This window comes from Paraburkholderia diazotrophica, assembly GCF_038900755.1.
In the GTDB taxonomy this organism is placed as follows: Bacteria; Pseudomonadota; Gammaproteobacteria; order Burkholderiales; family Burkholderiaceae; genus Paraburkholderia; species Paraburkholderia diazotrophica_A.
In genome coordinates, this window is record NZ_JBBPEN010000014.1 from 99,882 (window position 1) to 123,865 (window position 23,984).

Consider the following 23,984-nt stretch of genomic DNA (forward strand, 5'->3'; position numbering starts at 1 on the left):
CGCCTCACTGGAAGATGCCGAGGATCGTCTGGAACAGCGTCGAGGCCGTCTGGATGACCTTGCTGTTCGCCTGATACAGCTGCTGGTATTGCAGCAGGTTCGCGGCTTCCTCGTTGATGTTCACACCGGATATCGACTGCTGCGCCGTCGTGATCTGCGTCACAAGCGATGCCTGAGCCTTGCTCGAAGATTGCACCTGGTTCGTCTGGTTGCCGATGTCGTTCACGTAGTTCGCATACGAGTCGGTCAGCGTGAGCGTGCCGTTGCCCATCGCCTTCGTCGTCACGAGATTCGACATCAGCTGCGCGTTGCGGCCGTCCTTGCCGCCCGACGGATTCGCCGCGATCGTGAACGTGTCGCCATCGGACGGCGTGCCCGTGATCTGCAGCGACACGTTGTTGATCGGGCCAGGAGGCGTCGCCGCCGTGTTCGACGTAATGGTCAGCGAAAGACCCTTGCTCGGATCGTATGGCACCTGATCCGTCGTCGCGTTGATCGTGTACGGCGCCGATCCCGGAACCGTCACGATCGAGCCAGCCGGAAAGCCCGACAGCACACCCGCCGGCGGCGTGGTCGTCGTCACGCTGTATTTGATGTCCGTTGCCGTCGAAGGCACCGAGTAGCCCGCCGTCACCGTGCCTTGCGTGACCGTCGCGGTGCCCGTGTTCGAGCTGCCCGCCGTCACCAGAACGGGCGACGAAGCGGCAATCGCCGTGCCACTGGTCGTCGTCAGCGCGAAACCGTTCAGCGCGCCGCGCGTCGGCTCGACCGTGAACGAATCGCCCGCGTTCATCGTCGTCGTTCCGAGCGAGAACTGCATGCCGCCGATCGGGCTGGTAAGGTTCGTCGCCTGGCCGACGACCTGGCCCGTCTCACGATCGGTGAGCGTGTAGTTCGTTCCGTCGTACGACAGCGTGTAGTCGCTCGACGGCGGCTGCGCCGGGTTCGTCAGCGTGACGCCGAGATTGCCGTTGCCGGTGTTGTTCGCGTTCGCATAGACGGTCGGATTGCCGACGGTGAAAAGCGCGCCGCCCTTGTTGCCGTTCAGGTCGATGCCGAGCGCATTCTGTGCGTTCACCTGAGCCGCGAAGCTCGTCGCGATCGCGCCGAGTTGCGCTTCGGCGGGATCGAGCGTCTGACTGCGGAACGTCATCAGCCCGCCGAGCTGGCCGCCCAGCGCAGTGCTGTCGGGCAGGATCTGCGGCGTCGACGTTGCGGCCTGGCTCGCGAGCCCCGCGTAGGCAACGGCCGTTTCCGTCGGGTCCGACGGCGACGTGACCGTCGTGAGATTGAAGCTCTTGTCCGCGACGACGAGCGGCTGGCCGTTGCTCATGAACACGCTGTAGCCGCTGTCGCCCTGCACGACCTGCACGCCGACCATTTGCGACAGGTTGGACACGGCGAGGTCGCGCTGGTCGAGCAGCTGGTTCGGCGGCTGGCCTTGCGCGCTCAGCGCCTGGATCTGAGAATTCAGTTGCGCGATCTGCGCGGTGTAGCTGTTGATCTGCTTGACGGTGTCGCCGATCTGCGTGTTGACGCTCGCGCGCAACTGGTCGTACTGGTCGCCCGCCGCGTTGATCTGGTCCGCCAACGATTGCGCGTTGCTGACGGCGCTTTGGCGCATCGCGGGATTCGATGCATCGTTCGCGACGTTCTGCAGGCCCGTGAAGTAGCTCGTGATCGCGCTCGAAATGCCAGAGGTCGGACTGCCGACCATGTTGTTGAGCTGCGCGATCATGTTGTAGTACGTGGTCAGCGAACCGGACTGCGACTGCGCGTTGTTCAGCTCGGTCGTCAGGTACTGGCTGTACTGGCGCTGGATGGTCGTCGTCGACACGCCGCTGCCGATGTAGCCGGAGCCCGTGTACTGTCCGCTCGATTCCGCGTAGACGGGGCGCTCGACGGAATAGCCCGGCGTCGCCTGGTTGCTGATGTTCTGACCCGTCGTCGTCAGCCCCCACTGGGCTGCATTGAGTCCGCTGAGGCCGATGCTAAAGAGGTTGCTGGACATGCGTCATCCTGAAAGACGGCGTAAGAGGCGGCGCATGCAGCACCGCCAGATTGACCGAACACTTTGTATATCGGCCTGCGCGCGCGAACATTGAGGGCCAATTGATGGCGCCGCATCATTTTTTGCCGCGTTTTTCGATGCGCTTTTTCATGCGGCTTTTCGATGCGGCTGCATCCGGCATTTCTCGATGCAAACCGTGCGGCTCAGGAGTGCCGCAGGTGGACGCGCACGCGCGTGCGGCGAACAGGGCCGCGTCAGCGCATGCGTATCGAATCAGGGGAGGGTGAGGCGTGTTCGGATTCAGGCGCGCGCGAGCGAGCGGCGCTTCATTTCGAGTTGCGTGATGAGGCGTTGCAACGTGTTTTCCGCATTGCCCGGCAGCGACAGGAAACGGAAACCAAGCGTATAGCGCTGCGAGCCGTTGGGCAGCGCAATGGCGCGGTTCGACATCAGTTCGAGATCGAGTTGCAGCGTCCCGAGCGAGCCCAGCGACACTTCCGTGTCGAGCAGTCGCACGCCGTGTTCGAGCGACATCACGCGCTCGTCGCTGGTGCGCATCGCGATGCCGCCCAGCGACAGGTCCTGCACCTCGAAACGGAAACCATCGCCATCCGGCAGGCGGCCACGGCAGATGTACGGATCGAGCAACGGCGCATCGACGCGGAAATACTCGCGGCGTTGCACGTAATACAGCACGTCGGGGAAATCGGCCTCGAACGAAGGACGGCCTTCGTACGTCGTTTCGCGCGGCGTCTGCGTGACGAAGTGCACGCGCACGCCGTCGGGCGTCGCGTGAAAATGCCCTTCCGGCGACGTCAGCAGACCCCGGTTCTGATCCGCGAGCGCGCCCCAGTCGAACGTAAAAGTACGTTCCCGCACGTCCACTTCGAGAATCTTCGTCACCAGCTGGCCGCCCTTGTACTGCACGGTCAGAAAATCGCCGCGGTTGAGCAGGTTGCGCAATTGCACGCCGATCTCAAGCGGATTGCGTCGGCCGAAGTCGACGCCTTCCGTCTCGCGGTCATCACCATTCGACTGGGTGGTATTCATGGCCTTGCCAATTTCTCTTCGTTCTTGCGGGCGCGCCACGGGAACATGGCTAGCCGGCTCTCAGCCGGCCTTCCGGGGTCGCGAAACGCGCGTTGGACCGGTCTCATACACAGCATTCCGGTATCGGGTCTGACTGTTTAGCGGCAGCGTCAGGTCAAAGTTTAGACCGCTTTTGCGAAATATTTTTCGCAAACGTTTGACACTGCAACGAAGAAAGGATACGCCAATTTGCGCGCGAATTACGAAAGTGGAAAAGCAGGATGAACGCGGCGAGCGCCGCGTCCGGAGACCGCATCACACCATTTTCTGCATGATGGAGATGAGTTTTTTCGCGTAGTGCGGATCGGTCGCGTAGCCCGCGCGCTGCATGCCCTGCGCGAAGCCGTTCACGTCGCGCGACGAATTGATGACTTGCGCATAGCGCGGGTTGGACTTCAGGAAGCTCGCGTAATCGGTCATCGCTTCCTCGTACGAGTCGTATGCGCGGAATTTTTCGACCACGCGCTGCGGGCGGCCGTTGATGTACTCGGTCGTGACTGTCGCGACCGTCTTGCCCGTCCAGTCGTCGGTGGCCTTGATGCCAAACACGTTGTGAGTCGTCGTGCCGTCCGCCTTCTTGATCTCGCGCTTGCCCCAGCCCGATTCGAGCGCAGCCTGGCCGATGATGAAGCGCGCCGGAATGCCCGTCGCGGCGCTGGCCGCCTGCGCGGGCGCAGCGAGCTTGTCGACGAACGCATCGACCTTTCCCGACGAGCCGTCGCCGTGCACGGGCGGCGTCAGCGCGCTGTTCGCCGAATAGCCTCGGCCCATGCGCAGCGCGCCGTTGCTCGCGGGATTCGCGTACGCCTTTGCGAGCGCGTTCAGCGCGGCGTTGTTGCCCGCGTTCGCATCGTCGGCGGACATGCCCGAGTTGCGCATCAACTGCTTGAGCATCGCATCGGCCACGCCGATACCCTTCGACGACATCTGCTGCGCAAGCTGCTGGTCCATCATCGACGTAAAAGTAGCCGTATCGTGCGAATCAAATGGGCCGTCGGACGGCGTTGCGTCGCGCATGCTCTTCAACATCATCTGCGTGAAGACGGCATCGAACTGCTTCGCCGCCGACTTCATCGCCTCGCGCGGATTCGCGGCCGCCTGGGCGCGCATCGCGTCGAAGCCCTGCACGTCGAGCGCAAAGCGGTTTGTCAGGTCATTCGCTGCGTTGCGTGTCGTGTCGGAGTTCATTGTCACTGTTCCTTAGATGATCTCAAGGTCGGCGCGCAGTGCACCTGCTGCCTTCATGGCCTGGAGGATCGACATCAGATCGGCGGGCGTTGCGCCGAGCGCGTTGAGCGCCTTCACCACTTCCGCGAGATTCGCGCCCGCCGTGACGAGCTTGAGCGAGCCGTTGTCCTGCTTCATCGAAATCTGCGACTGCTGCGCGACCACCGTCTGGCCGTTCGAGAACGCGCCCGGCTGGCTCACGACGGGCTGCGTGTTGACGATCACGGACAGATTGCCGTGCGCGACCGCGCAGCTTTGCAGCGTGACCATCTGGTTCATCACGATCGAGCCCGTGCGCGCGTTCAGGATCACCTTCGCGGCGGCCTGCGCGGGCTTCACGTCGAGGTTCTGCAACTGCGCCATGAACGACACCTGCTGCGCCGGATCGGCGGGCGCGCGCAACTGGATCGTGCGGCCGTCGAGCGCAACGGCCGTGCCGAAGCCGAACGCGTTGTTGATCGCCGACGTCACGCGCTGCGTCGTGTCGTAGTCCATGTCGTTCAGTTCGAGCTGCATCGTGCCCGCCTGCGAGATCGTCGTCGGCACCGAGCGCTCGACGATCGCGCCGCCTGCGATGCGGCCCGCCGCAAGCTGGTTCACCTGCACGCGGCTGCCGTTCGCGCTCGCACCCGCGCCGCCGACGGCCATGTTGCCCTGCGCGAGCGCGTACACCGCGCCGTCCGCGCCCTTGAGCGGCGTGAGCAGCAGTGTGCCGCCGCGCAGGCTCTTCGCGTTGCCGAGCGACGACACGGTGACGTCGATCGCTTCGCCGGGACGCGCGAACGCGGGCAGCGAGGCCGTCACCATCACGGCCGCGACGTTCTTCAACTGCATGCTGGAGAGCGCGTTCGCGCCCGAGTTGCTCGCGCCCGCCTGCTGGTTGTTGATCGAGATGCCGAGGTTCGCGAGCATGTTCGCGAGCGTCTGCGTCGTGAAGGGCGTCTGCATCGTCTGGTCGCCCGTGCCGTCGAGACCGACGACGAGGCCATAGCCGATCAGCGGGTTGTCGCGCACGCCCTGGATCTGCGCGAGGTCTTTCAGGCGCTCGGCGTGCGCAACGTGCGTCGTGACGGGCAGCGCCGCGCATGCGAGCGCGACCACGGCCAGCGCGCGCGTCGCGAAGCTGAAAACCGGGCCGAAGAGAGAAACGGTACGCATGATCACCACGGCGCGACGTTGAGGAAGAAGCGTTGCAGCCAGCCCATGTTCTCGGCTTCGTCGATATAGCCCTTCGCCGAGTATTCGATCTTCGCGTCCGCGACCTGGGTCGAGTAGACGGCGTTCAGGCCGTTGATCGTATTTGGATTGACGACGCCCGAGAAGCGCACGAACTCGTTGCCCTGATTGATCAGCATCTGCTTTTCGCCGCTCACGACGAGGTTGCCGTTCGGCAGCACGTTCGTCACCGTGACGGTGATCGTGCCGTTGAACGTGTTCGCCGCGCTCGCGCCGCCCTGCGCCTTGAACGCGTTGTTGCCGCTCGCGTCGAGGTTCATCTTGCCGAACAGGCCGCCGAGAAAGCCCGACGTCGGCACGCCGAATTTCGTCGCGGTATCGCGGTTCGCGTTGGCGCCCGACGATTTCGTCGCGTTGATGTTTTCGGCGATGACGATGGTCAGGATGTCGCCGACATTGCGCGGACGCTGGTCTTCGAACAGCGGCCGGCCAGCGTACCCCGGGTTGTAGATCGAGCCGGGCGTCTGCAGCGAAGGCGGCGTCGGCGGGAGCGCCGACATCGGCTGCTGGGTGATCGGCTGCTTCGGCACGAGCCCGCAGCCGCCGAGCGCGGCTGCGAGCGCGCCGGCGCACGCGAGCATCGAGGCTGCCCGCGCGCTGCGCAGAAGGACCGGGGTACGGGTGAGGTGCGACATCTTGATTACCGCCTGTTTGATTCCTGCTTTCAACAGCTCAGCCTGCTCAAACCGGCATCTGGCCGAGCGTCTGCAGCATCTGGTCAGATGTCGTCACGGCCTTGCTGTTGATTTCATACGCGCGCTGGGTCTGGATCATGTTGACCAGTTCCTGCACGACGTTCACATTCGACGCTTCGACGTAGCCCTGATTCAGCGTGCCCGCGCCGTTCAGGCCCGGCGTCGTGATGTTCGGCGCACCCGACGACGACGTTTCGGCGAACAGGTTTTCGCCCTTCGCGTCGAGGCCGACCGGGTTGATGAAGGTCGCCAGTTGCAGCGAGCCGATCTGCTGCGTGTTGCTCGAACCCGCGACGGTGATGGACACGGCGCCGTCGCTGCCGATGGTCAGCGAGGTCGCGTTCTGCGGAATCGTGATCGCGGGCAGCACCTGATAGCCGCTCGACGTGACGAGCTGGCCCTGCGCGTTGGTCTGGAACGAGCCGTCGCGCGTGTACGCGTTCGTGCCGTCCGGCATTAGCACCTGGAAGAAGCCTTGGCCGTTGATCGCGACGTCCTTCGAGTTGCCCGTCTGTTGCAGGTTGCCCTGCGTGTACAGGCGTTCGGTCGCGACCTGCTGGACGCCCGTGCCGAGCTGGATGCCCGACGGCAGTTCCGTCTGCTGCGTCGAGTTCGCGCCGGGCTGGCGGATCGTCTGATACAGCAGGTCTTCGAACACGGCGCGCGAGCCCTTGAAGCCATTCGTGCTGACGTTCGCGAGGTTGTTCGAGATCACGTCCATCTGCGCCTGTTGCGCGTTCATGCCCGTAGCGGCGATATAGAGTGAGCGGTTCACTGTTCTTCTCCTGTTTGGACCAGAGTGAGCGCCTTGTCGGCGTCACTACCGTTCCTTGCAACCTGGTTGTGAACGCAGCGTCGTGCGTTCCGTTGAATCGGTATCGACCTAGCTGAAGTCGAGCAGCTTGTTTGCCGACTGTTCGTTCTGGTCGGCGGACTCGATCATCTTGGTCTGCATCTGAAACTGGCGCGCGTTGGTGATCATCGAGACCATCGCCGCCACCGGATTCACGTTGCTGCCCTCGAGCGCCCCCGCCGCGACCACGACGTTCGGATCGGCTTCCGCCGGATTGCCGTCAGCGGTGCGGAACAGTCCGTCGTCGCCGCGCGTGAGCGAAGCGGGATCGGGGTTCACCAGTTTCAGCTGATCGACGATGGCAATCGACGTCGGCGGATCGCCCGGAATCAGCGCCGATATCGTGCCGTCGCGGCCGATCGTCACCTGCGAGCCGGGCGGCACCGACAGCGGGCCGCCGCCGCCCACGACGGGCATGTTGCTGGCCGTCACGAGCTGGCCGTTTTCGTCGACGTGCAGGTTGCCCGCGCGCGTGTACGCTTCCGATCCGTCCGGCGTCAGCACGGACAGCCAGCCCGGTCCCTGGACGGCGACGTCGAGCGGGTTGCCCGTCTGCTGGATCGGGCCGGGCGTGTAGTCCGCGCCCGGCGTCGACGACAGCACGAAAGTGCGCGTGGTGTCGTCCTGAATCGTGCTGCCGTCGCCGAACGCCATCGGCACGGCGCGGAACGTCGCAAGCTGCGCGCGGAAGCCCGTGGTCGAGGTGTTCGCGAGGTTGTTCGCGACCACGGACTGCTGTTCGAGCGCCTGCGTCGCGCCCGACATCGCGGTGTAGATGAGCCGGTCCATGATGGTGTCGGTGCGTCAGCGTTACAGGTTGATGAGCGTCTGGTCGACGGCCTGCTGGGTCTTGATCGTCTGCGCGTTCGCCTGGTAATTGCGCTGCGCGGTGATCAGGTTCACCAGCTCGCTCGTCAGGTCGACGTTCGAGTTTTCGGTTGCGCCGCCTTGCAGCGAGCCGTGATTCGTCGAGCCCGGCGCCGCGACCACAGCGACGCCCGAAGCGGCCGTCGCCTGGAACTGGTTGTTGCCGAGGTTGATGAGCCCGTTCTGGTTCGCGAAGGTCGCGAGCGCGACCTGGCCGAGCGCCGCCGTCTGGCCGTTCGAATAGTTGCCCGTGATGATGCCGTCGGTGCCGATCGTGAAATTGGTCAGCTGGCCGGCCGCGAAGCCGTCCTGCGTCAGCGCGTTCACGCCGTCCTTGCTGCCGAACTGCGTCGTGCCGCCGATCTTCAGCGTGAGGTTCTGCGGCGTCGACGAACCGTCGTTGTTCGGAATCTGGAACGCAAAGGCGAGATTCGACGTGCTCGCCATTGCCGAGCTCGTGCTGACCAGATTGCCCGACGTATCGAATTTCATCGTGCCGATCGGCGTCGTCGGCACGTTGCCGTCCTTGCCCGCATAGACGGTCCACGAGCCGGCCGCCGTCTTCACGAAGTACATGTCGACCTGCTGCTCGCCGCCGAGCGAATCGTAGACGGGCACGGAAGTCGTGTAGCTGTACGTTGTGTTGTCGTTCGGATCGAAGTTCTTGGCCGTCGGCTTGACGACGATGCTATCCGTCGCCGTCGGCGTGCCCGTCAGCGTGATCGTTTCGCCGTTGCCGAGCTTGATCGGCGAGTTGCTGCTGAACGTGCCCGTCACGGGCGCCGAGCCCGCCGCCGACGACGTGACCGTGTAGCCGCCCGCGCCGTCGAACGTGATCGTGTATGTGTCCGCGTTCGTGCCTTGCGTCGCGTCCGTGACGGTCACGCCGTTGCTGGAGACATTCGCGTTCGTGCCCGTGACGCTCGGCGTGCCGAGCACGAGCGCGTCCTGCGCGTTCAGGTTCAGGCCCGCCGTGATGGTCTGCGTGGCCGTCGGCGCGATATTGGTCGTCGGCACCTGCAACGGCACCGTGCCCGCCGTGTTGATGATGCCGTTCTTGTTGGCCGCATAGCCCATCAGCTTGAGGCCGTCGGCGTTGACGATGTAGCCGTTCTTGTCGAGCTGGAACACGCCGTTGCGCGAGTACGTCAGCGAGCCGTTGTTCGACATCTGGTAGAAGCCGTTGCCGTTGATCGCAACGTGCAGCGCGATGTCGTCGCTCGAAATCGTGCCTTGCGAGAAGTTCTGCTCGACTTCCGACATGCGCGTGCCGATGCCGATCTGGTTGTTGACGGCCGTCGCGATCGAGTTCGCGTACATGTCGGCGAACTGCGCCTGGCCCTGCTTGAAGCCGACGGTGTTCGCGTTCGCGATGTTGTTGCCGATGACGTCGAGGTCGCTCGATGCGCCCGCCAGTCCGCTCAACCCTTGCTGATAACCCATGAAGGTCTCCGTATCCCGTGATGCCGAATGCGTTTAGATGATGGCGGCGACCGTCGACAGGCCGACCGTCTTGCCGTTCGAAAGGACGAGGCCGGGCGTGCCGTCCGTCTGCTTGATGACCCCTTGCACCGTGGCCGCCGACAGCGTGGCGGGCGAACCCGTGCCGCTTGCCGACGTGCTGGTGGCCGTGAACGTGTATGTGCCGTCGGGCAGCGCGTTGCCGCTCTTGTCGACGGGCGTCCAGCCAATGGGAATCGTGCCCGCCGACTGCTTGCCGAGGTCGATCGTGTTGACGACCTGGCCCGCCGAGTTCTTCACCGTGATCTGCACGTCCGTCGCGTCGGACGCGAGCGTGACGCCGAATCCCGTCGCCTTGCCCGACGCCACCGAGAAGTTGTCGCCCGGCGCGAGCACCGTCGAGCTGATGAGGTTCGCGGCCTGCGTCTGCTGGTTCGTCGTCAGTTGCGATGCGAGCGACGTCAGCGACGTGTTCAGTTGCTGGATGCCCGTCACCGTGTTGATCTCGGCGAGCTGCGAGGTCATCTGCGAGCTGTCCATCGGATTCGTCGGGTCCTGATTCTTCATCTGCGCGATAAGCAGTTGCAGGAACGTGTTCTGCAGATTGCTGCCCGACGTCGCACTCGAAGCGCCGCTCGACGACGACGCGCTGTTCGTGCCGTTCATCGTGTCGAGCAACGTCTGCGACACCGTCGTGCCGTTGTTGCCGATAGTGGTTTGCGTAGTCAAGAAGGCTCTCCTCAGGTTCCGATCGTGAGCGTCTTCAGCATCAGCTGTTTCGCGGTGTTGAGCGTTTCGACGTTGGCCTGATAGGAGCGCGAAGCCGAAATCATGTTGACCATTTCCTGCACGGGGTCGACGTTGGGCAGCGTCACGTAACCGTTTGCGTCGGCGGCCGGATTGCCGGGGTCATACGACGTTTTCATCGGCGTCGGATCGTCGATGACGCCCTTCACCTGCACGCCGCCGATCTGCTGGCCCGAGCCCGTGCGCGCGCCGCCGATGGGGTTGACGGCGAACACGACCTGCTTCGCCTTGTACGGCTTGCCGTCGGGGCCCGTCGTACTGTCGGCGTTCGCGAGGTTCGACGCCGTCACGTTCAGGCGCTGCGATTCCGCGGACATCGCCGAGCCGGCGACATTGAAAATGTTCATCAGGGATGGCATGGCTTTTCGACCTCTCTTGCCGGCGCACCGGCGTCTAATCCCGTAGCGTTCTGGTTTTTAGCGTTGATCCAGCGCGCCGCCGCTTGTGCCGGCGGCAGCGCGGTTACATCAGCTGTTCGACGTGATCGCCGCCAGCATCGTCTTGATCTGTTGCGACAGCACCGTCATGCCCGCCTCGAAGTGCAGCGAGTTGTCGGCGAACTGCACGCGCTCGGCGTCGAGATCGACGGTGTTGCCGTCGAGCGCGGGCTGCGTCGGAATGCGGTAGGCGACCTTGCCGAAGTCGTCGGTCGGGCCGCCCGTCGCGACGAGACGCGCCTTGCCCGTCATGTGGCCGGCTTCCGTCGATACCATCGACATGCCCTGGGTCACGCCCGCCGGCTGGGCCATCGCGAGCGTCGTGTTGTTCGACGCACCCGCCGTCGTACCGCCGCTTTTCTTCAGCGAGCCGGCGAGCGCCGACGCGAAGTCGATGTCGCGCGCCTTGTAGCCGGGCGTGTCCGCATTCGCGACGTTCGACGACAGCAGCTCCTGCCGATAGGCGCGCACGTCGAGCGCCTGGCGGCCAAAGGCAAATTCGGCATCGAGTTTGTCGAGCATTGAGTTCTCCGTTGAACGGTCCGAGGCTTCCCGTCCGCTCGCGCCGTTACGCGCTGTTTCGTAGCCGGCGTTTCGTCGCTGGCCGGGATGGCCTTTTCGCATGTGGTGCATCTTATGGGCGGGGCGCAAGACTTAATCGGACGAATAGCCGGGGAAGGATGCCTCTATTCACCGTTTCCGCGAGGTGGCCTATCTCTAGAATGCGATTCGTACCGATGCATCAGATTGGAGAACGACCATGCCCTCGCCTGCCGCCAACGCTTCGCGCCACGCTCGCCGCGCGGGGGCCCGTGCTGTCCGCGCGCTGTCGGCGATGGTGCTGATCGGCGCATGTGTCTTTGCCTCGCATGCGCAGGCGCAGGAGAACGGCGGTCCGATCGCGATCGCCGGGCCGGCAGAGAAGAATCCCGCTGAACTGCAAGCGATGGCCGCGCGCATGAATGCATCCGCACCGCGTGGCACTGCGTCCGGTGTTGCCGCGATGCCTGCGCCTGCCGTTGCCGCGCCCGGTGTGGCTGCCGTGACTGCGGCCGCCGTTGTGCCACCCATGCTCGGCCCGAATCCTCGCAACGATGCTGACCGCTTCGCGCAAGCCGCGCACGCCGATGGCGCGATCGTGATCCCCGGCGCGGCCGAAGCCGCGACTCAGCGGGAACCCGCCGTCGCGGCAAACGCGCCCGGCATGATGCGCGTGAGCCTGCAACCGGCCTCGCGTCAGGTGATGCCCGTCGTGGTTGCGCCGGCCCAGCCCGCAGCGCGTCAGGCCGGGGGCGTGCAACCGATCGCCGTGAATCCGCCCGCTGGCAATGCATTCCCGAATGCCACAGCCGCGCGGCCGCGCGGCGGCATCGCGCGCAATAATGCGGCTGCGTCCGCGCCGGCCGTCGCAGCGCAGGCGCAAGCTCAGCCCCAAGCGCAAGTTCAGGCTCAGGCTCAGGCGGCAGCGCCCGTTCCCGCTGGACAGCAGGACGGCGAATCGATCCGCCGGGCCGCGCTCGCCTTTCTTCAACAGCAGTCGGCGGGATTGCCGGGCAAGGTCGAAATCAGCGTGGCGACGGTGTTTCCGCGCGGTCTTGCGGCGTGCACCACGCTCGAACCGTTCATGCCGACGGGCGCGCGCCTGTGGGGCCGAACGACGGTCGGCGTGCGCTGCGCGGGCGAGCGTCCGTGGACGCTTTATCTGCAGGCGAAGGTGTCGGTGCACGCGACTTACTATCTGGCGTCGCGTGCGATCGGCCCGGGCGAACTGCTGACGACCGCCGATCTCGTCGCTCGCGACGGCGATCTGACGCTGCTGCCGCAAGCCGTGATCACCGATCCCGCGCAGGCGGTCGGCTCGGTCGCGCTGATGCGCGTGTCGGCGGGCTTGCCGTTGCGCCGGGACATGCTGAAGAGCGCCGAGTCGGTGACGATCGGCCAGTCGGTCAAAGTGGTCGCGCAGGGCCAGGGCTTTTCGATTTCGGCGGAAGGCAGCGTGATGAACAATGCGTCGCCGGGCCAGCCGGTGAAGGTGAAGATGGCGAGCGGGCAGATCGTGCAGGGCATCGTGAAGGACGGCGGAACCGTCGAAATCCAGCTCTGACGACGCGCCGCGCGCGGTTACAACTTGAAAAACGTGTCCGATCGATTGCGCTAAAGTTCGACGGTTTGAATGCCGATATCACGTTCAAATCGTTCAGGAAGCCAATCGTGAAAGTTGATTCCACTACCCAATCTGGCTTGCAGACGTTGAAAGACGGGCTGCAGCGCACGCAGCAAGGCGATGCCGCCGCGACGGGCGGCGCGAGCACGGCGACGTCGAGCGCATCGACGGCCACGGGCGCGTCGGGCGACGCCAATGTGAATCTGTCGGGACTGTCGTCGCGTCTGCAGAGCCTCGCGAGCGCGGGCACATCGGACATCGATACGGCGCATGTCGAATCGATCAAGCAGGCGATCAAGGACGGCACGTTGACGATCGACTCCGGCAAGATCGCCGATGGCGTGCTGGCGACGGCGCGCGAACTGCTGCAACAGAAGAGCCAGTCGGCCGGCAACTGACCGGCGTACCGATGCGGTGCGCCGGGCGCCGGGCGGCACGAGTGACCAATCCGGTTTTGCGCGCGGCGCGAGCCGCTGCCTAGCGAGTTGTTAGTGATGAAAGACGCCCTGCTTGCCACAGTCATCGACGAATATTCCGCTGTGGAGCTGTTTGCCTCCGTCCTCGCCGCCGAGGAAAAGGCGCTGACCACGGTGCATCCCATCGAGACGCTGCCGCCGATCGTCGAAAAGAAGATGGAGCTGGTGGAGAGGCTCTCGACGCTCGAGAAGGTCCGCGATTCGCAACTCGTGCAGCTTGGCTATCCGACGGGATGGAAGGGCATGGAGATGGCTGTCGCCAACGATTCGCGGCTTGCTACGCAGTGGTCTTTGCTGCAGAAGGCTGTTGAACGCGCCAAGCGGTTCAACACGACTAACGGCGCGCTGATCCGGACTCGCATGGAATATAACCGGCGGGCACTGGCTGCTTTGAATGTGGCTGTTGGGCCGGAGCGCGGCGCGCTGTATGGGCCGGATGGGCGGGTTCCGGCGTTTGCGGGTGTTTGATCTGGTTTAAAGGGTTGTCCCCTTTTTATCCCCTTCTCTGCCCTCTTATTAGACCGGTGCCTTTGGGTGCCGGTTTTGTTTTTTGCTTTTGTCTGCGACTGCTTTTTTTGGTCTGTGCAGCTTGCCGCCGGCATCCGCGATTGCGCCTCGCGGCGCGGGCGTTGCCTCTGTGCGGGGCGGGCACTTGCTCTTGTTTGCAACGGCTCTTGTTTTGGCTTTTTGCCTTTGCGCTGGCATCCGCGATCGCGCCTCGCGGCGCGGGCGTTGCCCCTGTGCGGGGCGGGCACTTGCTCTTGTTTGCAACGGCTCTTGTTTTGGCTTTTTGCCTTTGCGCTGGCATCCGCGATCGCGCCTCGCGGCGCGGGCGTTGCCCCTGTGCGGGGCGGCACCTACTCTTCTTTGCCGCGGCAAAGAAGAGTAGGCAGAAGAAAGCCGCTCACACCGCCAGTGCTCTGTATTACCCACGGGCTCTCAACGTCCCCACGCTTCACACGGCAGCGTACTACCTTATGCTCGCTGCCAACGCGTTGATCAAACGCCTGATGCACTTCATGCACCCGCGTTGCGTCCCGCGGCATCGAATATCCCCGGTCCCTTTGCGGCAAACTGTGTGTGGGCATTCGCGCCGCACAGGAAACCCTCGCTACGCGATGCGGCTTGAGTGCGGACGTTGCCCTGTACGACACGGCAACCTCATTCACTACCGACATGCGGCGCTTAAGCATTCGATGCCCTTAGCGATGCCACACGTGTGTGAAGCGGGTGAGGCGTTTAAGGAGTGCGTTGGCAACTAACATCAGCCATGGTGCTGCCGGTTGAAGGATGGGGACGTTGAGAGCCCGTGGGTAGGGGCAAGCGCGGGCGGTGTTAGCCCGCTTTCTTTGCTTACTTTCTTTGCGGCGGCAAAGAAAGTGAGTGCCGCCCCGCACAGGGGCAACGCTTGCGCCGCGAGGCGCTAAGCGGACGCCAGCGGCACGCTAAAAGATCCAGGCAACCGCAAATGCGAGCGGCATGCTAAAAGAACCCAAGCAGCGTCGCAGACAAAAGAAAAAACAAAAAAGCCGACCTTAAAAAAGATCGGCTCTAGCAGAAAGAAAGAACAAGCCGCCCATAGGGCAAGAACAACAAAAATTAGGTGCGGGCGTTGCCCTGTACGACACGGCAACCTCATTCACTACCGACATGCGGCGCTTAAGCATTCGATATCTTTAGTCGTGCCACACGTGTGTGAAGCGGGTGAGGCGCTTAAGGAGTGCGTTGGCAACTAACATCAGCCATGGTGCTGCCGGTTGAAGGATGGGGACGTTGAGAGCCCGTGGGTAAGGGGCAAGCGCGGACGGTGTTAGCCCGCTTTCTTTTGCCTACTTTTCTTTGCGGCGGCAAAGAAAAGTAGGTGCCGCCCCGCACAGGGGCAACGCCCGCGCCGCGAGGCGCTAAAGCGGATGCCAGCGGCACGCTAAAAGATCCAGGCAACCGCGAATGCCAGCGGCACGCTAAAAAAGCCAAAGCAGCGTCGCAGACAAAAGAAAAAGCAAAAAAGCCGACCTTAAAAAAGACCGGCTCTAGCAGAAAGAAAGAACAAGCCGCCCGCAGGGCAAAAACAACAAAAAATCAGCTAGTCTCCGCCGAAGCCCAGGCCTGCTCCCGCAAGCGAGTCCGCAACCTCGCAACGGCCTGCGAATGCAACTGACACACCCGCGACTCGCTGACCTCCATCACCGCGCCGATTTCGCGCAGATTCAACCCGCGCTCATAGTAAAGCGACATCAGCAGTTTCTCGCGCTCCGGCAACCTGTCGATCGCCTCGACCAGCGCGCCGCGCAAGCTCTCGTCGAGCAACGCCGACAGTGGATCGGAGTGGTCGACGCAATAGCGGTCAAGAAACGGCTCATCGTCCGCTGAACGATCGAAGTCCTCGTAATAGATCAGCTGGCTGCCGTGCAGATCCTGCAGCATCGACTGATACTCTTCGAGCGGCATCTTCAGATGCTCGGCAATCTCCGCCTCGCTCGCCGACCGGCCCAGCGACTGCTCGACCTTGTGCACCGCCGTCTCGACCTCTCGCGACGTGCGGCGCAAGCTGCGCGGCAGCCAGTCGTTGCTGCGCAGCTCGTCGAGCATCGCGCCGCGAATCCGCTGGCTCGCATACGTCTCGAACTGCGCGCCCTGGTCTTCCTTGTAGCGGCTCGCTGCATCCAGCAGGCCAATCATGCCCGCCTGGATCAAATCGTCGAGGTCCACGCTTGCCGGCATCTTCGCGACGAGCTGCAAGCCGAGACGGCGCACCAGCGGCGCGTATTTCGTCAAAACGTCGGCCTGCGAAATCTTTCCTTGAGCGTTGTACATCGTGCTCCCCTTGTTCTTGCCGCCTTCAGGCGTGCTGCGCGGACGGTTGATCGGCGAATTGCGCCGATGTCACCGCCGCCGGCGGCACACTGTGCGCCCGTGACGAAATCGCTGGCCGCATCGGCCAGTACTGCAGTTCGGCTGCGATATGTCGAAAGTCGCGCGCAGCAGGTGCCGATGGGAACGCATCGACGACGCAGCGTGACAACTCGATGGCTCTCGCCATCAAAGGCTCGGATGAGACGCAGCCCGCCTCTTCCAGCGATACGGCGAGGTAGCGCCCCGCCACGCCCGCCAGGTTTTCAAACGCGACATGCGCATCGGCGATGCTCTGCACGTGATTCATCAGCACGCGAAACTGCGCAATCGCATGCGAGAAGTGCAGACGCTTCATGCACGCGTACGCATCGGTGATCGCCTGCGCCGCGACGCGCGTGACGACCATCACGTCATGCGACTGCCTCGCGAGCGCCGACAACGCGCCCTCGCGGTCCACCTGCGCATCGATCAGCACGACATCGGCCGATCCGCTCAGCACCACGCCCAGTTGCTCCTTCGTGCAGCTCTCGCAATTGCCGCGCGACGCAGCCAGCACCGCAAAACCGAGCGCATGCCGTCCCGCCGCTTCTTCGACGGACATCTCGCCGCGCATCACCGCGGAGAAATTGCCCGCGCCGCGCACGCCGCCGAGCGTCGCGCTCACCGAGCGCTCGCCCAGACATTCGTCGATCACCAGCACGTCCTTGCCCTGCTCCGCGAGCGCCGCGGCGAGATTCACCACCGTCGTCGTCGCGCCGACGCCGCGCGTGCCGCCCGCTACCGCAACGACTCGCGAGCCGGCGCGCGCGAGCAGCCGCCGCAGTCCTTCTGCCTGATCCTGCACAAACTTATCCAAAGCGAACCTCATGCAGATCGGCGGTCGAACGGGCCGACAGCGCCGACAGCAGCGCCGGCACGTCCTCGTCCTGCGGGACGAACGGCGAGTTGTCACGCGGAATGCAGAAAGCGCTCTTGATGAGGAATTTCCTTGTCGCGACGTACAGGTTCTCGGGCACCTTCTGTCCCGTCGACACGTAGTGCACGGACAGCTTGTAGCGGATCACCGTATCGAGCACCGCGCCGAGATTCGTCGCTTCGTCGAGCTTGGTCAGGATGCAGCCGGCGAGCGGCTGCTGGTCCGGCGCGTTCTGGTAGGCCTGCACGACTTCGTTCAGCGTGTCGCCGTGGCTCGTCGCGTTCAGCAGCAGCAGGCGCTGGACGGGCTGGCCGGCGCGGCACAGCATCGCGATCTGATCGGAGACGAGCCGGTCGCGCTGGCTCATGCCGATCGTGTCGATCAGCACGATGTGTTTGTTGCGCAGCTCGGAAAGCGCGAGCTGAAGGTCGGCGCTGTCCTTCACTGCATGCACCGACACGCCCAGGATCTTGCCGAAGATGCGCAGTTGCTCGTGGCCGCCGATCCGGTAACTGTCGGTCGTAAGCAGCGCAACCTTGCTCGCGCCAAAGCGCATCACGCAGCGCGCCGCGAGCTTCGCCGTCGTCGTGGTCTTGCCGACGCCCGTCGGGCCCATCAACGCGAACACGCCGCCGCGCTCCATCAACGCGTCTTCGTTCTCCATCACGGGCACGTTCGATTCGAGCACCGTCCTCACCCAATCGAGGCCCTCGTCCATGCTTTCGACGCCGGGCAGATTGTCAATCACCATCTTCACGAGCTGCGCGGAGAAACCGGCCGCGAACAGGTGCTTCGTCAACGCCGCATGCGTCGGGCTGCGTCGCTGGCGATCGGCCCACTGCAAGCCCGCAAACTGCTCTTCCATCATGCCGCGCATCGACGTGAGTTCGTTCATCACGGTCTCGTTGACCATCTGCTCGATACGCGATTTCACCGACTCCATCAGCTCGGCGGCCGACTTCGGCGTGATCTCGGCGGCTGCGTTCCGGCGTGCGTCGGCAGCGTGTGTGATGTCGCCTGCGACTTCGTACGCAGCGGGCGTGTTCTTCTGCGATGCGCGGCGCGCGGCCAGTTGCGCGGCTTCGCGCGCCCAGTCGGGCGTCGCCCCTTCGTTGACGGCCGGCTCGCGCGGATCGACGGGCGTGCCCAGGCCGCGCGCGATTGCGGCGGCGGGCGTCATCGTCGGATTGGCGGCGGGGACCACGTCCTTGGCCGCGATGCGGCGCGCGTGATCGATCAGCCACGGATTCGTTTCGGCCATCGTGCGCGGACGGGCCGGCACTTCCGGCATCGCGGGCTTGCTCGCCACGGAAGGCGCAGCCGATGCATCCTGGCGCAGTTCCACGCGCACGTCATCGGTTGCGCGCGCAGCATTCGATGCGCCCATCGGCTTGCTGTCGCTTGCCGGGCTTTCGCCGGCGGCGATCGTCGTGCCTTGCGGCCCGGCCTTCTCTTCGCTTGCGGCTGGCATGCGCTCGGTGCCCGCTTCCGGGCTCGCGCCGAACACCGACGAGAACACGTCGGGCATTCCGCTCGCGTATGGATTGACGGGCATCGACGGCATCGGCGCGCGCGTGGCGGCGCCTGCGTTCGTTGCGGGACCGGCGATCAGCGCCGTGCCTGCCGACGCGCTTGTGCCCGTCGTGGTCGTCGCGGCGCTTTCATGGGCGCGCGGCGCGATCGCGTTCAGATCACGGTCGGCGACCGCGACGATCTCGACGGTCCCATCTTCATTCGTGCGATTCGACAATACGACTGCATCGGAGCCCAATGCCTCGCGGACGAGACGCAGCGCGTCACGACTCGTTGCACCGACAAATTTACGAATGTTCAAGCTGGTTCTCCGATGAGCAGCGCGGACCGGCGATATACCGTTTCCCGATGAGATGAATTATTGCGAAAGACGTCCACCGCCCATCGGGCAATAAAGACGGTGAAACGCTGGCAATTCACGCATTCGGCGCCCGCTGTGGACGCCGGGAACGATCATCGAAACCGGCCGATCCCATCGGCAATGTGCACGGCTGATCAACGTCAACGAGCGCGAAGCCTTGCGTATCAAGGCGCCGCGCCCGTCAAGCCAAAAAGGCCGGCGTTCGGTCCGGAAGGGCGTGTCCGCGAGGCAGCGGCGAGAAATGCCCTAGCGTGCGTGGCGATGGTCGCGATCATCGCGAAGTGCCGCGAACGGGCCGTATGGAACGCACGCGAACGCGCTCAGGCTCATCCTTGCGCACCGATCACGTTGACGACCCGCACGTGCCGCGTATCGGGCACTTCCGCGTACGACAGCACCTTCAACTGCGGCAGGCTGCGTCGGAGGAAGCGCGCGAGCATCGCGCGCAGCGAATGCTGGACGAGCAGCACGGGTGCGAGACCGATGTTCTGCTGACGCGTCATCGCCTTTTGCGTTTCCATCAGCAGCGTGTTCGCGAGACCCGGTTCGAGCCCGGGGTTTGCGCCCGTATTGAGCGCCTGGCTCAAAAGCCGCTCCAGATGCGCGTCGAGTCCCATCACCTGGATGTCGCCATTGCCGGGGAACCACTGCTGCGTGATCGCGCGGCCCAGCGCGAGACGCACGGCCGCCGTGAGATCGTGCGGATCGGTGAACTTCGGCGCGTGCTCGGACAGCGCTTCGAGGATCGTGCGCATGTCGCGGATCGGCACGCCTTCTTCCAGCAGGTTCTGCAGCACCTTTTGCAGCGTCGCGACGGGGATCACCTTCGGCACCACATCGTCGACGAGGGGCGCCGCGTCCTTCTGCATCCGCTCGATCAGCGCCTGCACTTCCTGGCGGCCGAGCAGTTCCGCCGCGTGCGTAACGACGAGGTGATTCAGGTGAGTCGCGACGACCGTGCTCGAATCGACCACCGTGTAGCCGTACACCTGCGCCTGTTCGCGCAGGTTCGTGTCGATCCAGATCGCGGGCAAGCCGAACGCCGGGTCCTGGGTCGGCGTGCCGGGCAGCGCGGCCGTGACCTGGCCGGGATTGATCGCGAGCCACTGGCCCGGATACGCCTCGCCGACACCCACTTCGACGCCCTTCAGCGCGATCCGGTAGCCGTTCGGACGCAGCTCCAGGTTGTCGCGGATATGAATGACGGGCGGCAGGAAGCCGATTTCCTGCGCGAACTTCTTGCGGATGTTCTTGATGCGCTTGAGCAGTTCGCCGTCGGAGTTCTTGTCGACGAGCGGGATCAGCCGGTAGCCGACCTCGAGGCCGAGCGCGTCGATCATCGTCACGTCGTCCCAGCTTGCTTCCGCCGCTTCCGTCGGCGCGAGCGCCTGCGGCACGACATCGACGAGCGCGGCCGCCGTTTTGCTCTGCGCGGCGCGCTTTTTCATCATGCGGCCGAGCTGGATCGCGCCGCCGCCCAGCAACAGAAACGCGAAGTGCGGCATGCCGGGGATCAGCCCCATCAACACGAGGATCGAACCCGTGATCATCAGCACGCGCGGGTTCGTGAAGAGCTGGCCCGTAAGCTGCGTGCCGATGTCTTCGTCGGTCGCGACGCGCGACACGATTACGCCCGCCGCCGTCGAAATGACGAGCGATGGAATCTGCGCAACGAGGCCGTCGCCGATCGTGAGCAGCGTGTAGGTCTTGCCCGCGTCGCCGAAGTCCATGCCGTGCTGGACGATGCCGACGATCAGCCCGCCGATGACGTTGATCACCATGATCAGCAGGCCGGCGATCGCATCGCCGCGCACGAATTTGCTCGCGCCGTCCATCGAGCCGTAGAACTCGGCTTCCTGCGCGACTTCCATCCGGCGCTTGCGCGCCTGGTCCTCGTTGATCATGCCGGCGTTCAGGTCGGCGTCGATCGACATCTGCTTGCCGGGCATCGCGTCGAGCGTGAAGCGCGCGGACACTTCCGCGATGCGCCCCGCGCCCTTCGTGATCACCATGAAGTTGATGACCATCAGAATGACGAACACGACGATGCCGACCGCGAAGTTGCCGCCGACGAGGAAGTGACCGAACGCCTCGATCACCGCGCCCGCTGCGCCGGGGCCCGTGTGACCTTCGAGCAGCACGATACGCGTCGACGCGACGTTCAGCGACAGCCGCAGCAGCGTCGAGAACAGCAGCACGCTCGGGAACGCCGCAAAGTCGAGCGGCTTCATCGTGTACATGCTGACGAGCAGCACCATCACGGAAAGCGCGATGTTGAACGTGAACAGCAGATCGAGCAGGAACGGCGGCAACGGCAGAATCATCATGCCGAGGATCATGCAGATCAGAAGCGGGCCCGCCATTGCCCGCAGATTGGTGCCGTTCAGCGCTTCCGGCCGTCGTGAAAGGAAACCCGCGCGGGCGTTCATTCTGATGCTCCGTTACCTTGATTGTCGCCACCGAGCGCGTCGGCAGCTTCCTGGTCCGCTTCGTCGTCCGGCACGCCGCCCTTGTCCAGTTCCGGCGGAACGTCGAGCTCCGTCGGCGCGACGGGCGCGACGCCGCCGTCTTCCTTGAAGCGGCGCAGTTGATAGACCCATGCGAGCACTTCCGCGACGGCGCCGTACAGCGCGCCCGGAATCTCGCGATTCAGTTCGACGTTGTGATAGAGCGCGCGCGCAAGCGGCGGCGCTTCGAGCAGCGGAATGTTGTGCTCCGTCGCCAGCTCGCGGATGCGCGCGGCCACGAGGTTCACGCCCTTCGCGACGACCTTCGGCGCGCCCATTTCGCCATCCGTGTATTGCAGCGCGACGGCGAAGTGCGTCGGGTTCGTCACGACGACGTCGGCCTTCGGCACGTTCGCCATCATCCGGCGGCGGGCCATCGCGCGCTGCTGCGAACGGATGCGCGCCTTCACGTGCGGATCGCCCTCGCTCTCGCGATGCTCGCGCTTCACCTCTTCCTTCGTCATGCGCATCTTCTTGTGGAAGTTCCACAGCTGATACGGCACGTCGAGCGCGGCGATCACGAACATTCCCGCGACCGTCATCGCGCAGCACACGGCGACCAGATGGCCCGCGTTCGACAGCGCGATGTGCAGCGGCTGCGTCGCGAGCGCGAGGATGTCGTCGCGCTTGTGCCAGATCGCCAGTCCGCCGATCAGCCCGACGACGATGATCTTCGCGAGCGACATGCCGAGCTGGATCGACCCGTTGATCGAAAAGATGCGGCCAAGGCCCGCGACGGGATTCAGACGCCCGAAATTCGGCGACAGCGATTTGGTCGACAGCAGCCAGCCGCCGAGCGCCATCGGCGCGAGCAGCGCGGCGAGGCCCGTCAGCACGAGCAGCGGCAGCAGCACGTAAAAGCCTTCGCGCGCGACGGCGCCCGCATCGGACAGCGTGCGCTTCGTATCGAAGACGGTTTCGTGATTGAACGTGAAGGCCGCGCGCAGCATCGTCTGCACGTGGTCGCCGATCATGCCCGACATGCTCCACGCGCCGAGAAAGCCGGCCGCGACGAGCGCGAACGTCGCCAGCTCCCGCGAACGCGCGACCTGCCCTTCCTCCCGCGCCTTGTCGAGGCGCCGGGGGGTGGCTGATTCGGTTTTTTCGAGGTCGCTATCCTCTGCCAACGTGCTCTCCGGCTGCAAGGGCACCATGCCCTTTTTCAGTCAGAGCGATTATTCCCGCAGAAGTCGAGCGCCGATTGGCGGATAAAGGTGGGGAAAGGGGGGTATTTCAAACGATGGGGCGGCACGAACATGCGCCGGCGAGGCATCCGGAAGCGGAGGAACGCCGCCTCCATCGGATGCGCCGGCCCGCGAAGGTGCGGGCCGGCACGCGATCACGACATCAGAACGCGACGAACGGCGCCTGCCCGCCCGACGCGCGCTTGTCCATCCCGTAGTAGACGTGACGGCCGAAGAAGAACGGCAAGCCCAGATCGAACGCGCTCAACGAGCCAACCTGCCCGCCGAGATCGTTGAACGCGAAGTTGCTCCCGGCGCTCAACAGGTTCTGCGTATTCGCGACGTTGACCGTCACGTTGCCCGTCACGTTGTTCGCGCCGACGAGCGTGACCGTGCGTTGCTGCGTCGTGCCCGGACAGTAGAACGACGCCAGATTGCCGGTGCACAACGGCATTGAACCGTCCTGGAAGAAGTAGCCGTTCGAGCCGCTGTCCATGAACGTATTGGTCGTCGCGCCGTTGAACTTGCTGTTGACGAGGTCGCCGGACGCATCGGTCGTATAGGTCGTTATCCCCTGTTCCTGGCCATTGTTCGACTGCGTGCCGATGCCGAACACGACCGTTCCTGTCGCCGATCCCTGCCCGCTCGCCGAGATGGGCGCCATCTGCACGATCACGCCATTGTTGTCGGCGGCGAAGTTGGGCACCGGGTTGGCCACCTGCTTTGTCAGTTCCGCGAGCGTGCGCGTGCAGTTCGTGCCGTTGCACGCATAGTAGTTACTGGATTGCGCCACGGTGGCCGGATTCGCGCAGAACGTTCCGCAATCGAAGGGCGCCACGCCGATGCCTATGATGCCGTTCGCGCCGAGCGTCTGGGCGGTGTTCTCGGCCGCGCCGTTCACGCAGCCGCCCGAGGGGATCGTCGAATCGGGCAAATCGCCGATCACCTGGATCGGAATATTGCTCGCCACCTCGCCGCTGATCTGCACGGTCGCCAGGCGCGTCGTACCCCACGTGAAGCCGTCCGCGAAGTGCGTGCACTCGGCGAGCTGGCCGCCCGCCGTCGCCTGCTGGGGCTGCAGCGCGCCCGAGAGCGAGCCGAGCGCGGAGTTGACGATCCGCACGCCGAACGAGCCCGTGTCCAGCAGCACATGATCGACGACCGTGCAGTTGGTGGTGCCCGGCTGGCAGATGGTCACACTGACCGTCGGTATGTTGATCAGGTTCGCGACGCCCCGATCCACCGTCACGGCTGCGGTGTTCGGCGCGTTGGCGGCAATCGGCTGCTGGCTGGGTCCATTGTTGTTG

20 protein-coding genes are annotated in these 23,984 nt (G+C 64.5%); 3 read left to right on the forward strand and 17 right to left on the reverse strand.

The features are described 5' to 3' along the window. Positions 1–4: 4 nt before the first annotated feature. The 11 genes from flgK to AABE10_RS31120 all read right to left on the reverse strand — a co-directional run bounded on the left by flgK (position 5) and on the right by AABE10_RS31120 (position 11,205). Positions 5–2,011, reverse strand: a complete 2,007-nt coding sequence (flgK, locus tag AABE10_RS31070; protein WP_342936979.1) for a flagellar hook-associated protein FlgK — start codon at positions 2,009–2,011, stop codon at positions 5–7. A 300-nt stretch (positions 2,012–2,311) separates the two neighbouring features. Further along, positions 2,312–3,061, reverse strand: a complete 750-nt coding sequence (locus AABE10_RS31075; RefSeq protein WP_342936980.1) for a flagellar brake protein — start codon at positions 3,059–3,061, stop codon at positions 2,312–2,314. 294 nt (positions 3,062–3,355) lie between these two features. Then, positions 3,356–4,288 carry a flagellar assembly peptidoglycan hydrolase FlgJ gene (flgJ, locus tag AABE10_RS31080; protein ID WP_342936981.1) on the reverse strand — a complete coding sequence of 311 codons (933 nt, stop codon included), beginning with the start codon at positions 4,286–4,288 and terminating at the stop codon, positions 3,356–3,358. A 12-nt stretch (positions 4,289–4,300) separates the two neighbouring features. Continuing rightward, complete coding sequence (locus AABE10_RS31085) at positions 4,301–5,485, reverse strand: flagellar basal body P-ring protein FlgI (RefSeq protein ID WP_342936982.1); 1,185 nt, start codon at positions 5,483–5,485, stop codon at positions 4,301–4,303. 2 nt (positions 5,486–5,487) lie between these two features. Beyond that, entirely contained in the window at positions 5,488–6,198 is a 711-nt protein-coding gene (gene flgH / locus AABE10_RS31090) for a flagellar basal body L-ring protein FlgH (RefSeq protein WP_428983416.1), read from the reverse strand. Between the two features lie 46 nt (positions 6,199–6,244). Beyond that, complete coding sequence (gene flgG, locus AABE10_RS31095) at positions 6,245–7,033, reverse strand: flagellar basal-body rod protein FlgG (RefSeq protein ID WP_342936983.1); 789 nt, start codon at positions 7,031–7,033, stop codon at positions 6,245–6,247. 108 nt (positions 7,034–7,141) lie between these two features. Next, positions 7,142–7,900 (reverse strand): flagellar basal-body rod protein FlgF, encoded by a 759-nt coding sequence (gene flgF, locus AABE10_RS31100; protein WP_342936984.1) that lies wholly within the window; start codon positions 7,898–7,900, stop codon positions 7,142–7,144. Between the two features lie 21 nt (positions 7,901–7,921). Further along, positions 7,922–9,421, reverse strand: coding sequence for a flagellar hook-basal body complex protein (locus AABE10_RS31105; RefSeq protein ID WP_342936985.1), 1,500 nt, complete (start codon positions 9,419–9,421; stop codon positions 7,922–7,924). A 33-nt stretch (positions 9,422–9,454) separates the two neighbouring features. After that, positions 9,455–10,168 (reverse strand): flagellar hook assembly protein FlgD, encoded by a 714-nt coding sequence (locus AABE10_RS31110; protein ID WP_342936986.1) that lies wholly within the window; start codon positions 10,166–10,168, stop codon positions 9,455–9,457. A gap of 11 nt (positions 10,169–10,179) precedes the next feature. Then, complete coding sequence (flgC, locus tag AABE10_RS31115; protein ID WP_087736305.1) at positions 10,180–10,605, reverse strand: flagellar basal body rod protein FlgC; 426 nt, start codon at positions 10,603–10,605, stop codon at positions 10,180–10,182. A 108-nt stretch (positions 10,606–10,713) separates the two neighbouring features. Further along, the gene (locus tag AABE10_RS31120; protein ID WP_342936987.1) at positions 10,714–11,205 is read right to left on the reverse strand and encodes a flagellar basal body rod protein FlgB; all 492 of its coding nucleotides are present in this window, start codon (positions 11,203–11,205) and stop codon (positions 10,714–10,716) included. Positions 11,206–11,443: 238 nt separating this feature from the next. Here AABE10_RS31120 and flgA point away from each other — a divergent pair, with 238 nt between their 5' ends. The 3 genes from flgA to AABE10_RS31135 all read left to right on the forward strand — a co-directional run bounded on the left by flgA (position 11,444) and on the right by AABE10_RS31135 (position 13,791). Then, entirely contained in the window at positions 11,444–12,787 is a 1,344-nt protein-coding gene (flgA, locus tag AABE10_RS31125) for a flagellar basal body P-ring formation chaperone FlgA (RefSeq protein WP_342936988.1), read from the forward strand. Between the two features lie 107 nt (positions 12,788–12,894). After that, a complete protein-coding gene (gene flgM / locus AABE10_RS31130; protein ID WP_342936989.1) occupies positions 12,895–13,245 on the forward strand; it encodes a flagellar biosynthesis anti-sigma factor FlgM in 351 nt (116 codons plus the stop codon). A gap of 96 nt (positions 13,246–13,341) precedes the next feature. Continuing rightward, positions 13,342–13,791, forward strand: coding sequence for a flagellar protein FlgN (locus AABE10_RS31135; RefSeq protein ID WP_342936990.1), 450 nt, complete (start codon positions 13,342–13,344; stop codon positions 13,789–13,791). A gap of 1,611 nt (positions 13,792–15,402) precedes the next feature. Here AABE10_RS31135 and AABE10_RS31140 read toward each other — a convergent pair. From AABE10_RS31140 to AABE10_RS31165, 6 genes are all read right to left on the reverse strand, one after another. Beyond that, positions 15,403–16,137, reverse strand: coding sequence for an RNA polymerase sigma factor FliA (locus AABE10_RS31140; protein WP_342936991.1), 735 nt, complete (start codon positions 16,135–16,137; stop codon positions 15,403–15,405). Between the two features lie 25 nt (positions 16,138–16,162). Then, positions 16,163–17,032 carry a MinD/ParA family ATP-binding protein gene (locus AABE10_RS31145; RefSeq protein ID WP_342936992.1) on the reverse strand — a complete coding sequence of 290 codons (870 nt, stop codon included), beginning with the start codon at positions 17,030–17,032 and terminating at the stop codon, positions 16,163–16,165. Next, positions 17,025–18,926 (reverse strand): flagellar biosynthesis protein FlhF, encoded by a 1,902-nt coding sequence (gene flhF / locus AABE10_RS31150; RefSeq protein ID WP_342936993.1) that lies wholly within the window; start codon positions 18,924–18,926, stop codon positions 17,025–17,027. Before flhF ends, AABE10_RS31145 begins: the two co-directional genes overlap by 8 nt. Before the next feature lie 386 nt (positions 18,927–19,312). Further along, the gene (flhA, locus tag AABE10_RS31155; protein WP_342936994.1) at positions 19,313–21,415 is read right to left on the reverse strand and encodes a flagellar biosynthesis protein FlhA; all 2,103 of its coding nucleotides are present in this window, start codon (positions 21,413–21,415) and stop codon (positions 19,313–19,315) included. Then, positions 21,412–22,620 (reverse strand): flagellar biosynthesis protein FlhB, encoded by a 1,209-nt coding sequence (flhB, locus tag AABE10_RS31160; protein ID WP_342936995.1) that lies wholly within the window; start codon positions 22,618–22,620, stop codon positions 21,412–21,414. The genes flhA and flhB overlap by 4 nt, the downstream gene beginning before the upstream one ends. A gap of 220 nt (positions 22,621–22,840) precedes the next feature. Then, positions 22,841–23,984: DUF3443 domain-containing protein (locus AABE10_RS31165; protein WP_342936996.1), on the reverse strand; the 1,144-nt coding region annotated here is incomplete at its 5' end.

Bases quoted from the DNA above. Each gene is read 5' to 3' on its own strand.
- flgH (WP_428983416.1), bottom strand. From the start codon at position 6,198: ATGTCGCACCTCACCCGTACCCCGGTCCTTCTGCGCAGCGCGCGGGCA.
- flhA (WP_342936994.1), bottom strand. From the start codon at position 21,415: ATGAACGCCCGCGCGGGTTTCCTTTCACGACGGCCGGAAGCGCTGAAC.
- AABE10_RS31140 (WP_342936991.1), bottom strand. From the start codon at position 16,137: ATGTACAACGCTCAAGGAAAGATTTCGCAGGCCGACGTTTTGACGAAA.
- flgF (WP_342936984.1), bottom strand. From the start codon at position 7,900: ATGGACCGGCTCATCTACACCGCGATGTCGGGCGCGACGCAGGCGCTC.
- flgK (WP_342936979.1), bottom strand. From the start codon at position 2,011: ATGTCCAGCAACCTCTTTAGCATCGGCCTCAGCGGACTCAATGCAGCC.
- AABE10_RS31075 (WP_342936980.1), bottom strand. From the start codon at position 3,061: ATGAATACCACCCAGTCGAATGGTGATGACCGCGAGACGGAAGGCGTC.
- flgA (WP_342936988.1), top strand. From the start codon at position 11,444: ATGCCCTCGCCTGCCGCCAACGCTTCGCGCCACGCTCGCCGCGCGGGG.
- AABE10_RS31120 (WP_342936987.1), bottom strand. From the start codon at position 11,205: ATGCTCGACAAACTCGATGCCGAATTTGCCTTTGGCCGCCAGGCGCTC.
- AABE10_RS31135 (WP_342936990.1), top strand. From the start codon at position 13,342: ATGAAAGACGCCCTGCTTGCCACAGTCATCGACGAATATTCCGCTGTG.
- AABE10_RS31085 (WP_342936982.1), bottom strand. From the start codon at position 5,485: ATGCGTACCGTTTCTCTCTTCGGCCCGGTTTTCAGCTTCGCGACGCGC.
- flgC (WP_087736305.1), bottom strand. From the start codon at position 10,605: ATGCCATCCCTGATGAACATTTTCAATGTCGCCGGCTCGGCGATGTCC.
- AABE10_RS31105 (WP_342936985.1), bottom strand. From the start codon at position 9,421: ATGGGTTATCAGCAAGGGTTGAGCGGACTGGCGGGCGCATCGAGCGAC.
- flgJ (WP_342936981.1), bottom strand. From the start codon at position 4,288: ATGAACTCCGACACGACACGCAACGCAGCGAATGACCTGACAAACCGC.